The following is a 15,167-nucleotide window of genomic DNA, read 5'->3' on the forward strand; positions in this document are numbered from 1 at the left end:
GACGCCGCGGGGTCGGGCCCAGGCGTCGACGGTGGCCTGGAGTTCGCGGGCGTGCTCGACCTGGCCGCGCAGCGCCGCCAGCAACCCCAGATAGGCGTGCGTGTGGTGCACGAACAACTCGTGTCCGTGGGTCGTCGTCAGCTCCAGGCACCGCTGCCCGGTCTGCTCGGCCGCGTCCCACTCACCTACCGCGATCTGGTCCAGCATGATCAGATGCAGCATCGTCATGGCGTCGGCCACGGCGCCTGTCTCGGCCTCGCGGTCCACCATGCGCTGCAGATACGGCCGGTACTGGCTGAGGGTGTCCACGTGGTAGGCGGCGACGGCCAGCCGCGTGACGTCCCAGGGCTCCAGGGAGTGCGGGTCGGCGAAGGCCCGCTCGACCCGCTCGTGCACCCCGGCGCCGCGAAGCACCACGTCACCCCACGCGTCCTGGTAGATGCGCGAGTGCGCGGGCACCGCGTCGCCCAGGCTGTCCAGCAGCTCGTGGACCCGCTCCCACCACACCTCGTCACTGCCGTACTGGCTGATGGCCAGCAGCAGGTCGATCAGCCGCGTCAGCACCTCGTCCGGCTGCCGGATTCCGCGGTCCCGCATGCTCTCGATGGCCGCGAAGACCTGGCGCTGCGAGGAGCGGACGTCCCCGTCCTCGAACAGGGCGACATAGCCGGAGGTCACCACCGAGTCCGGGGAACCGTCGCTGTTCGCGTCGGCACTTCCGCGGGCCAGCTGCTGCGCCTGGTCCAGCCGGCCCGAGTGCCCGGCGATGTAGGCGGCGCTGCCCAGTCGGCGGGAGCGTTCCTGGGGGTTCTCGCTCAGTTCGGCGGCGCGGGTCAGCCAGGCCACGGCGGCGACCGCGCCGCCGCGTCGGGTGGCGGACTCGGCGGCGGCTTCCAGGACGGCGGCGATGTCCTCGTCCGGGTCGATGGCGGAGGCCGCCAGGTGGGTGGCCCGGCGTTCGATGTCGTCGCGGTGGACGTCGGCGAGGACCGCGTGCGCGGCGCGGCGTTCGTTCGGGGTCGCCGTCTGCACGACCGAGGAGCGCACCAGCGGGTGCCGGAAGACGAAGTCACCGCTGAGCGGATCGACCTCCAGCAGCCCGCAGTCCGCGGCCTCCTCGGCGTCGGCCATCCGGTACCGTCCGCTGCGTGCCTGACCGGCGCCCGCACCGGCTCCGACACCGTCGAGGGCACCGCGCAGCAGCTCCGCGCGGACGGCGCCGGGCAGCGCTTTGATCCGGGCGCCGTAGACCTGTTGCAGGCGTTGCGGCAGCGGGATGCCGGTGTATCCCAAGGTCTCCTCGGGTGGGCGCCCCGCGCGGTTGCCGCGCACATACGGGGGCAGCTCCAGCAGGGCCAGCGGATTGCCCTGAGCCTCCTCCAGAACCTGCCGGCGGACGTGTGCGGCGAGTCCGGGGTGATGCATGTCCAGCATCTGTTCGGAGGCCTTCTCCGACAGGGTGGTCACCGCCAGCTCCGGCAGCGCGGCGGTGTCGAAGCCCGAGGGCACACCGGCCCGCAGGACGACGACGAGCTTGACCGAGCTGCCGGTGAGCCGGCGTCCCACGAAGCCGATCACCTCGGTGCTGGAGGCGTCCAGCCACTGACCGTCGTCGAGCACCAGCAGCAGCGGATGCTGCGAGGCGGCCAGGGAGAGCAGGTCCAGTACGGCGATGCCGAGGGTCATGACCGACGGGGGAGTGCCCTCGTTGCGGCCGAAGACGACGTCGAAGACCCGGCGGTGGACCTCGTCCAGCCGCTCGATGTGGGGCAGCAGCGGATACAGGACCTGGTGCAGGCCGGCGAAGGGCAGCTCGGACTCGGCCTCCACTCCGGCCGCCCGGATCACCCGGTGCTGCTCGGCCGCCGCGAGCTGTGACACCTGTCCCAGCAGCGCGCTCTTGCCCACACCTGAGTCACCTCGCAGGACGAGCGCCCTGCCTCCGGGGGCCGACACGAACGCGGACAGCACCTCCTGCTCGCTGTCGCGTCCGACGATCACTCCGACCGCTGACTCCACCGTCCCCCACTCCCTTCCCCGATGAACCAGTCCGGCCCGGACGTTCTCGCGTCCAGGCGCATGGATCACGCCAAAGCATTTGTGAGGGTACGTTGTTGTCCCTCGCCGCCGCGTCGGCAGGTGTCCCCGCGGGTGGCCGCCCGGACTCGAGGGTGCTGTGTGCCCGGCGACCGCCGCATGACGGCTGCGCAGGGGACAGCGCGGCCGGTGGGCGGCCCGGCACTCCTCGGTGCGATCCTCGGCGGCGAGCGGCTGTACTTGTGGTAGGCCCGATCGTCCGCCTCTTCACACCTCACGCAGAAGACTAGAGGGCAGGGAAGAATCCGTCAGCCGCTATGGCCGAAAAAGTTCTTGTTGTACGGCTGGCCCCATGCACGCATTTGCCGTCTGTAGGGCTGTCCCCACTTCCCGCGGGCATCCGGGCCGCACCGGCAGCTCACAGCGAGCGGGTGTGTACCTTCTGGCACGACACATGTCTCGGGGGCGCGACGGCCCTGGACCACGAGGAGGACCACCGACATGAGCCACTCGGCCCGCGCGTTCTGGCTGCGCTCACCCGGTCACGGAGAGATCCGTGACCTGTCGCTTCCGGCGCCGGGCGACGGCGAGGTCCTGGTGCGCGCCCTGTGGTCGGGGATCAGCCGTGGCACCGAGACGCTGGTGTTCCGCGGCCAGGTGCCCCGCAGCCAGTGGGACGTGATGCGGGCGCCGTTCCAGGAGGGCGACTTCCCCGCCCCGGTGAAGTACGGCTACCTCAGCGTCGGAGAGGTGGAGGAGGGCCCGGCGGAGCTGGTGGGGCGCACAGTGTTCTGTCTGTACCCGCATCAGACGCGGTACGTCGTCCCGGCCGCCGCCGTCACCGTCGTACCGGACTCCGTGCCCGCCGAGCGCGCGATCCTGGCCGGCACCGTGGAGACGGCCGTCAACGCCCTTTGGGACGCCGCGCCGCTGGTCGGGGACCGGATCGCCGTGGTCGGGGGCGGGATGGTCGGCTGCTCGGTGGCGGCGCTGCTGTCCGGGTTCCCGGGGGTGCGGGTGCAGTTGGTGGACACCGATCCCGCACGGGCCCGTACCGCCACCGCGCTGGGTGTGGAGTTCGCCGCCCCCGGTGACGCACACGGCGACTGCGACCTGGTCGTGCACGCCAGCGCCACCGAACAGGGCCTGACACGCTCCCTGGAACTGCTCCGGGCCGAGGGCACTGTGGTCGACCTGAGCTGGTACGGCGACCGGCGCATCGCCCTTCCGCTCGGCGAGGGCTTCCACTCCCGCCGCCTCACCCTGCGCAGCAGCCAGGTCGGAACCGTCTCTCCGGCCCGCGCCGACCGCACCTACGCCGACCGGCTCGCGCTCGCCCTCGGCCTCCTCGCCGATCCGGCGCTGGACGCACTGATCACCGGTGAGAGCCGGTTCGAGGAGCTCCCCGACGTGATGCCCGGCCTGGCCGCGGGCGACATCCCCGCGCTGTGCCACCGCATCCGGTACGCGGACTGACACCGGCCGGCGGAGCAGCCGGCCCCGCGCGGCTCCCCTCCGGCGCGCCGACCCAAACACATGTGAGTTAGGCTCACACATATCTACCTGTGCATGTGTACGGACGCAAAGGCGGGCCCGGGAGGCGTCCGCTGGGGAGCGAGATGACATGGACTGGGCCGACCGAGCGTTGTGCCGGACGCAGCCGGACCGTATGTTCGTCGAAGGCACCGCCCAGAACGAGGCCAAGATCCTCTGCCTGGAGTGCCCGGTACGGCTCGACTGCCTCGCCCATGCCCTCGATCACCGCGAGGAGTACGGCGTTTGGGGCGCGATGACCGAGCGGGAGCGGCGTGCGCTGCTGCGCCGGCGTCCGGCTGTGAGGTCATGGGCGGAGATCTTCCGCTCGGCCTGCGAGGACACCCCCGTCATCAGCCTTCCCCGGCAGACCGAGGGCCGCAGAGCCTGAGCGCCGGTTCACACATGCGAGTGGCACGACTCACGTGAACCACGGCACCTGACACACACGTCCCACAGTGTGTGACACCAGAGCTGGAAGAAGCTGATGCACGATGAAGGACGGCGCGACCGTCTGGCTCCCCTACCACCGCAACCAGATCCCCGGCTTGCCTGACCGGCTCTCCTACGCCTACTGGGACGGCACCGGCCCGTTGCCCGGGGACCCCGCCGACGTCCGCTTCCTCGTCGGCATCCCCGCCCCCGGTGCCGAACGCGTCCTGCGCCCCGTACTGCCGTACCTGCGCAACCTCGAAGTGCTCCAGCTGCTCAGCTCCGGCTACGACCACATGCTGCCGCTGCTCGATGCCATGCCCGCCGGGACCCAGCTGGCCACCGGCCGTGGAGTGCACCGCGAGACCACCGCCGAACTGGCGCTCACTTTGCTGCTGTCCCTGTGCCGGGGCCTCGACCGGTTCGCCGCCCACCAGGCCCGCGGGGAGTGGGTGCCCGAGGTCCGCTCCACCCTGGTCGGCAAGCGCGCCCTGGTGGTCGGCTACGGCGCGGTCGGCGCCGCGGTCGCCGCCCGGCTCGGCGCGTTCCGGTGCCAGGCCGTCCTCATGGCCCGCACCGCCCGCACCACCCCGGCCGGCCGGGTGCACGGGGCGGCGGAGCTGCCCGCACTGCTGCCCACGGTGGACGCCGTGGTGCTGTGCGCGCCGCTGACCGAGGGCACCCGCGGGATGTTCGGCTCGGAGGCCCTGGCCCTGCTCAAGGACGGGGCCATGCTCGTCAACGTCGCCCGCGGCGAACTCCTCGACACCCGCGCGGTGGTCCGGGAGGTACGGGCGGGACGGCTGCGCGTGGCGCTCGATGTCACCGACCCCGAACCCCTGCCCGCCGGGCATCCCTTGTGGAGCCTGCCCGGCGCGCTCATCACCCCGCACGTGGCGGCGTTCACCGACGCCTTCCCCACGGTGACCAAGGATTTCGTCCGACGGCAGCTGCACCGCTACGCGCGCGGCGAGGAACTGCACAACGTCGTCGTCACGACGGCCCCGGCCGAAGGAGGCGAGCAGGCTGCCTAGGCCCACGACCCCCACGTACGGTGACCACCACCCCCGGCTGCTCGGACCGGAGACCCCGCTCGCGCAGGTGCTCGCGGCCTGCGAGTCGGCGGGGCACGCCGATCCGGCCGGGGCCTGGCAGGCCCTGACGCGCACCTGGAACTGGGCCGCTCCGCTGCCCGCCGCGGGGTGCGACACGGACTTCCCGGGAGCGACCGCGCGGCCGACGCCCGGTGGCTTCACACTGTCCGGGCTGTGGAGCCTGCCCGCGCCCGAGGAGATCGGCCCCTGGCTGACCCTGCCGCTGCCCGTGACGGGGACCGGCGAACCCGACCTCTTCGTCGTTGCCGCCAAGGCGCTGCCGAGGGGCAGCGGGCCCGGACGAGTGGTCCGCCTCGACAACCTGTACGTTCCCGCCGGCTTCGTCACCCACGCGGCGGGCGCACCGCTGCGCGTGGGCGACGCGGCGTTCCTCTGGACGGCGGTCACCGCCCTGGCCCTGGGCATGGCCCGCCGTATCACCGACGTACTGGCCGCCCCGTATGCGGGCGGGGTGGCCAGTACCCCCCATGCCGTGGCCATGGCCGCGGAACTCGCCGCCGTCCTGCACGACGAGCGGCTCAGCCTGGCCGCGGCCCTGCACGAGGCCCCCTCCGCCCGGCAAGGGCTGCCCGCAGCCACCGAGGAGCGGCTCGCCGCGCACGTCCCACGAGCCGGGAGGGCCGTCCAGCATGTGGTCGCCGCCGCGTACGAGCAGGCGCTGACGACAGACTGGAGCGGCGCCCGGCACCCCCTGGTGAGCCTGATCGAAGACGGTTCACCGATACTTCAGCAGGCGCGCTGCACGAGGGAGCTTCTGCTGCCCCGCGACAGGACCTCCCCGAGGAAGGCTGAACACGGTGACGACCGCCGCATATCAGGGTGAACCCGGCTCCAACTCGGCGACCGCCGCGCGTGCCCTGTTCCCCGACGGCCGCGAACTGCCCTGCACCAGCTTCGAGCAGGCCCTCGACGCCGTGACGCTCGGTGCCGCCGACGTCGCTGTCATCCCGGTCGACAACTCCGCGGCCGGACGCGTCGCCGACGTACACCATCTGCTGCCCGAGTCGGGGCTGTTCATCGTCGCCGAGTACTTCCTCGCCATCCGCTTCGACCTGATGGGGGTGCCCGGCGCGACCCTGGACCAGGTGGAGTGCGTACGCAGCCACGTGCACGCCCTCGGGCAGTGCCGCAAGATCCTGCGGGAGGGCGGCTGGCGCACCCTTGTCAGCGACGACACCGCGGGGGCTGCCCGCGAGGTGGCCGAGCTCGGTGATCCGCGGCACGCCGCGCTCGCCCCGCCCGCCGCGGCCGAGCTCTACGGGCTGGACGTGCTGCGCGCCGAGGTCGAGGACGACCCGGACAACACCACCCGCTTCGTCGTGCTGTCGCGGGACGCGGCCTTCGCCCCGCACACCGGGGAGCCGACGATGACGAGCCTGTTCTTCTGCGTGCGCAACATCCCCAGCGCGCTCTACAAGGCGCTCGGCGGGTTCGCCAGCAGCGGCGTGAACCTCACGAAGATCGAGAGCTACCAGATGGGGGCGGGCCTCAATCCCAGCCGCTTCTACGTCGAGATCGAGGGCCACCCCGACGACGAGCGCGTCGCCCTCGCCCTGCACGAACTGCGCTTCTTCTCCTCCGAGGTGCGCATCCTGGGCGTCTACCCGGCGCACCCGCACCGCGTGAAGAGCTGACCGCGCACCACGTCTGCCTTGTTTGCAGGCGGCTTCGTACGGCGAACGGCCCCGCGCCGACGTGCACCAGCCGACCCATGCAGCACGTCGTGCGGGGCCGTCTGCGCTCCGGTTCCCGAGAAGACAGGGGCCGGAGCGGTCCGGAAGAAGAGCTGCTGTCCTCTCCGCGGCACCGCATGCCCGTCGGCCGCGACCGTCGTGACCAGTCCGCCGGGGGCCGGGTTCCCCGTCGCCGTCGCCGTGGCGCCGGGAAACCCCTCACCGGGACGACGTAGCGGGGAGCCTCGAAGGTTCACCTGCGCTTCCGGCACATGTGTCCGACTGTCGACCTCCGCTGAGAAACACGACCTGATGGAAAGTGTGTAATCGGCATCTTTTAAGGTGTGAGTATGACCCAGCACCGCAAAGGCCTCGTCCTTGATTTCGGTGGTGTGCTGACGACACCTCTCCTCCCCGCCGCGCTCGCCTTCGAACGACGCGCGGGACTCGCCGAGGGAACCCTGCTCACCGGCCTCTACCTGGACCCCGAGGCCATCCGGCTGACCGAGGAACTGGAACGCGGCTCCCTCACGCAGGCCCAGTGGAACGAGGCAGCCGCCGAACGACTCGGCATCCCGCCGGACAACCTGATGGGCCGCATCTTCGCCGACCTGCGCCCCGAGCCCGCGATGATCGCCGCGGCGGCCGCCGCCCGCCGGGCGGGCATCAAGGTCGGCATCCTCTCCAACTCCGTCGGTCTGGCCCCGTGGAACCTCTACGACGGCTACGACGTGGAGACGCGGTACGACGCCGTGGTGCTGTCCGGGGTCCATGGCACGCGCAAGCCTGAGCCGGAGATCTTCCGGATCTTGCTGGCCCAACTCGGCCTGACGGCGGGGGAGTGCGTGTTCGTGGACGACACCGAGCAGTACCTGCCGCCCGCAGCGGAGCTGGGCTTCGCCACCGTCCACGCCACGGACCCCGCGAAGACGGTGGCCGCCCTGGAAGTCCTGCTCGACCGGTCGTTGACAGGCCAGGACCTGAACGAGGACCCGGACCGGGTCACCCCTTGAGGAGGCACTTGTGAAACTCGGCCTGGCCCTGCCGACCTTCGGCCCCGACGCCCGCCCGGAGGGCATCCTGCGCATCTGCCGGACCGCGGAGGACATGGGATATGACTCCCTGTGGACCGGCGACCGCGTCCTCGCCCCACGGGTGCCGTCGGCCCCGTACCCGAGTTCCTCCGGCGAGATGCCGCGCGCCTACGAGAACCACATGGACCCCCTGGTCGCCCTGACGTTCGCCGCTGCCCACACCACCCGGGTGCACCTGGGCACGAGCACGCTGAACGGCCTGTGGCAGTCTCCGATCATGCTGGCCCGGTCGCTGACCACCCTCGACGTCCTCAGCCACGGACGGCTGATCGTGGGCCTCGGGCTGGGCTGGATGCCCGACGAGTACACCGCCGTCTCCGTGCCCTGGAAGGGCCGCGGCGCCCGTCTCGACGAGACCCTGGACGTCCTGGAGGAGTACTGGGCGAGCGACGTCTTCGCGCACGAAGGATCGTTGTTCACCGTCCCGGAGACTGTCGTCGGCCTCAAGCCGAGCCAGCGGCCAGGACCACCGGTGCTGCTCGCCGCGTTCACCCCGGGCGGACTGCGGCGCGTCGGGCGGCGGCTCGGCGGCTGGCTGCCCGTGGCGATGCCGCTGCCCCATCTGATGGGCATGTGGGACGTCATTCAGAAGGAAGCGGTACAGGCCGAACGCGACCCCGCGACCCTGCGCATGGCGTTGCGTGTCAACCCCCAGCTGACCGACACGAAGACCGGCCCGGACCGGATGCCGCAGGCGGGCACTCTCGCCCAGTACATCGACTACGCCCGGGCCGCCGCCGAGGCGGGCGTGCACGAACTCTTCATGGACTTCGGGCAGACACCGGCGACGCTCGCCGAACGCGTCGACCTGGCCGGCCGCTTCCTCGAGGGGGTCCGGCACGGCTGAACTGCCGCCGAAACCGGGGTTTTACAGGGGAGCGGAATGTGTCGGCCTTCTTCTTGGTTTCCGGAGCACTCACCTTTCGGCCCTCGGCCCCTCGGCGCCCCCGCGCCCCGGGGCCGAAGCACGTCGAACGCACCGATGGGAGAAGCCTTGAAGCCCTCCACCGCCAGGAACGACCAGCCCCGCCTCCGCCGTGTCCACCTGCCTGGTACCGTGCCGTCGCCCTCCCCGGCGGCCCCGCGGCCACGGGACACGGAAGAGAAGCAGGACGCCTCCGACACGAACACGGCCCCGCAGATCGGGGAATGAGGTGAGCGGCGGACCGTCCCGGTGACACCTCCGCTGCGGCCCCGCGCCGACGGCCCTCGCAGACACCTTCCGTCAGGTGTGTGCGAGGGCCGTCGGCGTTGTCAGGGGCCTCAGGCCGCCCCGAGGCCGTTCAGCAGGGTGTCGACGACCACATCGGCGGCCTGACCGGGGGTCAGCTCGGGCAGTTGCCGGGAGACCAAATGCATCAGCTGCGGCAGCAGCGCGCTCGCCCACCCCTCCGGCAGGCCGGTGCGCAGCAGCCCCTCGTCGGTGGCGCGTCGTAGGAAGGCGTCGACCTCGTGGAGGGAGGCGTCGCGGCGCGCGTGGACGCTGTCGTCGGCGAGCATCCGGGTGAGGTCGACGGGCCAGGTCCGGTTGACGGCGATGATGTTCTCGACGTAGCGGTGCAGGGCGACGGCGACGGGCGCCTCGCGCAGCCGGGCGTCCTCGATGGCGTGCTCGATGGCCGTGAGGCGGGCCTCGTAGATGGCCGCGAGGAGGTCGTCGCGGTTGGCGAAGCGCCGGTAGACGGTCCGCCGGTCGACACCTGCCTCGGCCGCGATACTCGCGATGCTGACGCCGGGGTCGGCGGCGAGCATACGTGCCCCCGTGGTCAGGACGGCTTCCAGATTGCGTGCTGCGTCGGCTCTCACCGGCCTGAGTCTAGTGCCGGAATGTGATGCCTGAGACATCTAACGCCTCTCGGGAGTAGAACCCTCCCCTTTAAGTGCTACAGTGAAGTGACATATAGAAGAAGTTCCGTCATTTCAGTGTTTCACTTCTCTGTTCCGTTGAGAAAGGCACCTTCCATGTCGAAGGCATCCGCATCCTCATCACCCAAGGCGGGTGGGGTAGCCGCCGCGATGAGCGCGCTGATCCTGGCCGTCCTCCTCGCGGCCCTGGACCAGACGATCGTCTCCACCGCCCTGCCCCGCATAGCGCAGGACCTGAACGGTTTCGACGACATCGCGTGGGTCAGCGCCGCATACCTGCTCGCGTCGACCGCCGTCACCCCGCTGTGGGGCAAGCTCGGCGACATGTTCGGCCGCAAGCGGCTCTACCTCGCCTCGACCTCGATCTTCCTGATCGCCTCGGTGGCCTGCGGCCTGGCCCAGAACCTGCCCGAGCTGATCGGTGCCCGCGTCCTGCAGGGCGTCGGAGGCGGCGGCATGATCGTGCTGACCTTCGCCCTCGTCGGCGACATCGTCGCTCCGAGCGAACGCGGCCGCTATCAGGGCCTGTTCGGATCCGTCTACGGCGTCGCCAGCATCGTCGGCCCCCTCTTGGGCGGCGTCTTCACCGACCAGCTCTCCTGGCGGTGGGCGTTCCTGGTCAACCTGCCCGTCGGCATCGTCGCCCTGGCCATCGCCGCCCGCGCGCTGCCCGCGGCCACCCGGGGTGCCAAGGCCCGCATCGACTACCTCGGCGCCACCCTCCTGGCCGCCATCGCCACCGGCCTGGTCCTGGTCACCTCCTTCGGTGAGCGCTGGGGCTGGGGCTCGCCGGCCATCATCGGCCTGATCGTCGCCACCGTCGCCCTGGCCGTGCTGCTGGTGCCCGTGGAGCGCCGCGTCGCCGCCCCCGTGCTGCCGCCGGCCATGCTCGCCTCGCGGACCGTGGTGTTCTCCTCGCTGATCGGCTTCTTCGCCAACGCCGCCATGTTCGCCGTACTGGTCTACCTGCCGACCTACCTGCAGATCGTGCACGGCGTCTCGGCCACCCTGTCCGGCATCTACATGCTGCCGCTGGTCGCCGGTCTGGTCATCAGCCAGTCCCTGGCCGGACGCTGGGCCGCCCACGTCGGGCTGCTGCGCAAGATCCTGCTCGGCGGCCTGGTCGCCAACCTCGCCGGACTGCTCCTGCTCGGCACCATCGGTGCGGCCACCCACACCCTCGTCCTGAGCATCTACTTCCTGATCACCGGCGTCGGCATCGGCATGGTCCCCATGGTCGTCCTGACCACCGTCCAGAACAGCGTGCCCGCCGCCGACCTCGGCGCCGCCAGCGCCGTCGTCACCTTCGCCCGCTCCATCGGCGCGGCCTTCGGAGTCGCCGTCTTCGGCACCCTGCTCAACACCGGCTTCGCCGACCGCACCCACACCCTGCCGACCGCCGGCGGTTTCGACGCCGCCCGCCCCGACACCATCGGCCGGCTGCCGGCCGGTCTGCGCGACACCGCCCTGGACGCCTTCGCCCACGCGACCGCCACCGGCTACCTGTGGATCGCCCCGACCCTCGCCGTCGGCATCCTGCTCGCGCTCTTCCTCAAGCCGGCCCGCAAGGACGGCGAGGCGGACCCCACCCCCTCCGACATTGCGGCCGCCGACGCCAAGGACGCCGTCCCCGCCGCCTGACCCCCCCCACCCGACCGCCCTCGACCGGCCGACGCCCTCACGGGTGCCGGTCGGCGGCGTTGTTCAGGCAGAACTCTCGGAAAGCCGCTTCAGCTGGGCCAGCCACAGGGAGTTCAGACGCTGCGCCCACTCCGGGGACGCCGCCTGGAGCGACTTGGCGGCGGGACCACGGACCACGTTCTCGGTCACCACGTGCGTCCCCGCGTCGACCGCGGTGAGCAGCCAAGCCTGGTACAGCTGCACCCCGGCCCCGATGCCCGACCAGCCGAGCCGGTGCGGCGGCACGTGCTCACCCACGAAGATCTCGAACCAGTGCCGGTGGAACCCCACCTCGAACGTCCTGGGCAACGGCCCGGCCCGTACCTCCGTGATGCCCGGCACCCACTCCGGCCACCGCGCCACGTCACTGAGCAGCGCGAAAGCCGTCGCGGGCGGAGCGTGCACGACGGCCTGCGCCTGGCAGAAGCTCTGTGCCTGGTCGGGTGAGAACCCCGACGGCCAATGGATGTCCGGATGGCTCTCCGACGCGCCGGGCATCCGGTTCCCCTCTCGTGGTGCGAGGCGGCCTCAGGAACGGCCACCGAACGAGGGCGGACCGGAAGGACGCCCTCCTGTCCCACTCTGCGTGGCCGGACGACACCTCACATAGGTCATATGACTGGGAGGAGGCCGAAGGAACGGCGAAGCCCCGGTCGCCTACTCGCCGCTGTCCTTCGCTTCGAGCTGCGACAGCGCATCCCGCAGCGCCGCCCGCGAGGTGATGCCCAGCTTGGGATAGATCTGGTACAGGTGCGTGCCGATGGTCCGATGGGACAGCAACAGCCGCTCCGCGATCTGCTTGTTGGTCAGCCCGGTCGCCGCGAGCGTCGCGATCTGCAACTCCTGTGCGGTCAGCGCCACCGGGCCCGGCCGGGCGGCGGCCGGCGCGGACTGGCCGCTGGCCCGCAGCTCCGCGGCGGTACGCGCCACCCAGGGCTTGGCACCCAGCCGCTGAAAGGCCTCCAGCGCCGGGGCCAGCTGCTCCCGGGACTCCGACGTCGCCCGCAGCCGCCGCAGCCGCTCGCCGTAGAAGAGGCGCACCCGCGCCACGTCGAAGGGCCAGCGCTCCGGATCGGGCAGGGACAGCGCCCGCTCGAACAGCTCCAGACCCGCCCGGCCAGGTGTCGTCAGCGCCTCGCAGGCCAGCACCAGCATCTCCAGCCGGGGCGACAGCGCGGCCATCGACGACGCACGCATCGCGGCCGCGTGTGCCGCGGCCTCCTTCTCCCGGCCGGTGCGGAGGGCCGCCTCGACCAGGTCCATCGCGCCCCACAGGGCGATCTGGACGTACGGGGCCAGGGTCCCGGGCGGGCTGAGCGTGCAGGCGTGCTGGTAGGCGGTCTCGAAGTCGCCGCTGCCCAGCGCCGCCAGGGCTCGGGCGTGGCAGGCGAAGAACCGGGCGCCGTACGTCCCGCGCGGCATCGCCCACCGGACGATCTCCTCGGTCAGCGCGGCGCTGGTCTCCGCGTCCCCCTGCGCCGCGGCCACGGCCGCCCGGATGTAGTGGAAGTACCACGCGAAGAACCGGTAGTCGTGGTCCTCGCACAGGGCCAGCCCCTCGGCGGCCAGCTGCGCGGCATCCTCCCACCGGCCCAGATGGAAGTAGTCCAGCCCCAGGTGCATCAAGGCGCCCAGATGCCGCCGCACCGGTGCGGTGCCGGCGCGCCCCTGCTCCACCAGGCGGCGCGTGGCCCACCGGAAGTCACCCAGCCGGTCGGCGAAGACCGAGGCGGTGCCGACGCGGATCACCCGGGTGGGGTCGTCGCCGACCGTGGCGATCAGTTCGGTCAGCCTGGGCAGCGCCGCCGCACCGGTGCGGGCCGGGTCGCCGAAGGTCTGGGTGATCACCCACAGCAGTTCGGGAGGTTCGGGGGTGAGCCGGCCCATGAACGCCAGCATCGGCTCCCACAGCGTCGGGTCACCGCCGTACCAGCACAGCAGCACCAGCAGGTGCAGCGCCTCGATGAGCCCCTCGTCCGCGGCGTCGTAGCGGTGCTCGGGCTCCGCGGACTCGATCGCGCCGACCAGCAGCCGGTAGGCGGTGTCGATGTCGCCGTCCCGGTTGATCAGCAGGAACGCCGACGCGGTCGCCGCGTGCAGCGACTGATGGCCGACGGGATGCACGAGCCGGGACTCGGCGAGGAGGCGTGTGGCGTCCTCCAGCTCGCCGCCGGAGTCCACGCCGACGTAGGCCGCCACGGCCAGTCGGCGGCTCTCGTCGGAGGCGGCCGGGCTGAGCCCCGCGGCCCGGGTCAGCGCGGCCACCGCGCCGAGCGCGTCCCCACGGCGCAGCCGGCGGCGCGCGGCCTCCTCCAGCAGGGCGGCGACCGTCTCGTCCGGGCCGACCGCTGCCTCTCCCAGATGCCAGGCGCGGCGCTCGGGCTGGTCGCCGAGCACGTTCGCGAGCGCCTGATGGGCTCTCCTGCGTTCGGTGGTGCTCGCCAGCTCCACCACCGCGGAGCCGATCAGCGGATGCCTGAAGGACAGCCGGCGGTTGTCGGCGGAGACCGTCACGAGCCGGTTCCGCTCGGCGGGAACGAGGTCGTCGACGCCGGCCCGGCCCGCGGCTGCGGCTTCGACAGCGGCGAGGTCCCCGGTCCCGTCGAGGGCGGCGAGCAGCAGCATCTCCCGGCTGGGGTCGGGCAGCTCCGCCACCCGCGAGGCGAACAGGGCCTGCAACCGCTCGCTCAGCGGCAGCACGGCCGGCACCGCCGCGAGCGTCGCCCGCTGCTCGGCGGAGAGCGCCGCCGGAAGCTCCACCAGCGCCAGCGGATTGCCGCGCGCCTCGGCCGCGATACGGCGTCGCACGGCGGGGGAGACGTCGGGGTGGGTGAGGGCGAGGAGCTCGGTCGAAGAGGCGTCGTCCAGGGGCTCCAGGCGGTGCTCGGTCAGACCGCTGGACTCGAAGAAACTGTCGGCACCCTCACGGGAGGCGGCGAGGAAACCGATCCGGCTGCCGACCAGCCGCCGGGCCACGAACCCGAGCACGGCGTTGGTCGCCCGGTCCAGCCACGGCAGGTCGTCGACGACGAGCAGCAACGGCGTACGGGCCGCGGTCAGCCGGAGCAGCAGCAACACCGCGGTGGAGGTCAGCAGCCGGTCCGGCACCGGTCCGCCTCCGATGCCGACCGCGACCCGCAGCGCGTCACGGTGGACGGGATCGAGGACGTCGAAGTCGTCAAAGAGCGGGACGAGGAGCTGGTTGAGACCCGCGTAGCTGATGTCCGCCTCGAACTGCACGCCGGCCGCGCGCAGCACCCGGACGCCGTGGTGCACGGCACCGGTCGCCACCGCGTCGAGTACGGCCGTCTTGCCCACCCCCGCCTCGCCCGACAGCAGCAGGGCCGCGCCCTGCACCGCGGAGTTGTCGAAGAAGGAGCGGATGAAGGCGAGGTCCTCGTCACGTCCGACCAGCCGTGTCGAGGCCGGGCAGTCGGTCTGATCCAGGTCGTTCATCGAGCTGCCTCCAACGGCTGACGTCTGGAGGCCCGGTGCTGTCCGCCGACCTGGCTGCGCTGCACCTGGCTCCGTGCGGTCATGCAATGACTGAAGTCTAAAGGGCGTCCAGATCATGGCCTCGGGTCGGTGGCCGGGGACGACGCCGGGTCCGGTCGGGAGGACTTTGCGTGAGCGATACACAAACCGTAGGGCTCCCCCTATGGTTTCGTCGTGAGGGGGTTCGGCATGCTGGGAGCATGTCCATCAACATCGTCGTCGTCGACGACGACCCCGGGTTC

At 71.8% G+C, this 15,167-nt stretch carries 12 protein-coding genes; 8 read left to right on the forward strand and 4 right to left on the reverse strand.

The features are described 5' to 3' along the window. On the reverse strand, positions 1-2,019 hold a 2,019-nt coding region (locus DI272_RS43755; protein ID WP_258314947.1), incomplete at its 3' end, for an AAA family ATPase. A 519-nt stretch (positions 2,020-2,538) separates the two neighbouring features. On the opposite strand from DI272_RS43755, the gene DI272_RS43760 reads away from it, so the two are divergent. From DI272_RS43760 to DI272_RS43790, 7 genes are all read left to right on the forward strand, one after another. Continuing rightward, positions 2,539-3,513, forward strand: a complete 975-nt coding sequence (locus DI272_RS43760) for a zinc-binding alcohol dehydrogenase (protein WP_109501432.1) — start codon at positions 2,539-2,541, stop codon at positions 3,511-3,513. A gap of 148 nt (positions 3,514-3,661) precedes the next feature. Then, a complete protein-coding gene (locus DI272_RS43765) occupies positions 3,662-3,961 on the forward strand; it encodes a WhiB family transcriptional regulator (RefSeq protein WP_109501433.1) in 300 nt (99 codons plus the stop codon). Positions 3,962-4,064: 103 nt separating this feature from the next. Continuing rightward, positions 4,065-5,036: an NAD(P)-dependent oxidoreductase gene (locus DI272_RS43770; RefSeq protein ID WP_109501434.1), complete on the forward strand. Its 972-nt coding sequence runs from the start codon at positions 4,065-4,067 to the stop codon at positions 5,034-5,036. Positions 5,037-5,103: 67 nt separating this feature from the next. After that, on the forward strand, positions 5,104-5,940 hold the full coding sequence (locus DI272_RS43775) for a hypothetical protein (RefSeq protein WP_258314948.1): 837 nt from the start codon (positions 5,104-5,106) through the stop codon (positions 5,938-5,940). Beyond that, positions 5,915-6,751: a prephenate dehydratase gene (locus tag DI272_RS43780; protein WP_109501436.1), complete on the forward strand. Its 837-nt coding sequence runs from the start codon at positions 5,915-5,917 to the stop codon at positions 6,749-6,751. Before DI272_RS43775 ends, DI272_RS43780 begins: the two co-directional genes overlap by 26 nt. Before the next feature lie 389 nt (positions 6,752-7,140). Further along, positions 7,141-7,803 carry an HAD family phosphatase gene (locus DI272_RS43785; RefSeq protein ID WP_109501437.1) on the forward strand — a complete coding sequence of 221 codons (663 nt, stop codon included), beginning with the start codon at positions 7,141-7,143 and terminating at the stop codon, positions 7,801-7,803. Between the two features lie 10 nt (positions 7,804-7,813). Next, the gene (locus DI272_RS43790; RefSeq protein ID WP_109501438.1) at positions 7,814-8,731 is read left to right on the forward strand and encodes a TIGR03619 family F420-dependent LLM class oxidoreductase; all 918 of its coding nucleotides are present in this window, start codon (positions 7,814-7,816) and stop codon (positions 8,729-8,731) included. 416 nt (positions 8,732-9,147) lie between these two features. On the opposite strand, the gene DI272_RS43795 is transcribed toward DI272_RS43790, so the two are convergent. Next, positions 9,148-9,636 (reverse strand): TetR/AcrR family transcriptional regulator, encoded by a 489-nt coding sequence (locus DI272_RS43795; protein ID WP_109501439.1) that lies wholly within the window; start codon positions 9,634-9,636, stop codon positions 9,148-9,150. A gap of 264 nt (positions 9,637-9,900) precedes the next feature. On the opposite strand from DI272_RS43795, the gene DI272_RS43800 reads away from it, so the two are divergent. Further along, positions 9,901-11,391 (forward strand): MDR family MFS transporter, encoded by a 1,491-nt coding sequence (locus tag DI272_RS43800; protein WP_258314949.1) that lies wholly within the window; start codon positions 9,901-9,903, stop codon positions 11,389-11,391. Between the two features lie 63 nt (positions 11,392-11,454). Here the strand turns inward: DI272_RS43800 and DI272_RS43805 are convergent, their stop codons facing one another. Both DI272_RS43805 and DI272_RS43810 read right to left on the reverse strand, forming a co-directional pair. Continuing rightward, entirely contained in the window at positions 11,455-11,928 is a 474-nt protein-coding gene (locus tag DI272_RS43805) for an SRPBCC family protein (RefSeq protein ID WP_109501441.1), read from the reverse strand. Between the two features lie 159 nt (positions 11,929-12,087). Then, the gene (locus DI272_RS43810) at positions 12,088-14,886 is read right to left on the reverse strand and encodes an AAA family ATPase (RefSeq protein WP_109501442.1); all 2,799 of its coding nucleotides are present in this window, start codon (positions 14,884-14,886) and stop codon (positions 12,088-12,090) included. Positions 14,887-15,167 lie beyond the last annotated feature (281 nt).

Source organism: Streptomyces sp. Act143, assembly GCF_003143935.1.
GTDB lineage: Bacteria > Actinomycetota > Actinomycetes > Streptomycetales > Streptomycetaceae > Streptomyces.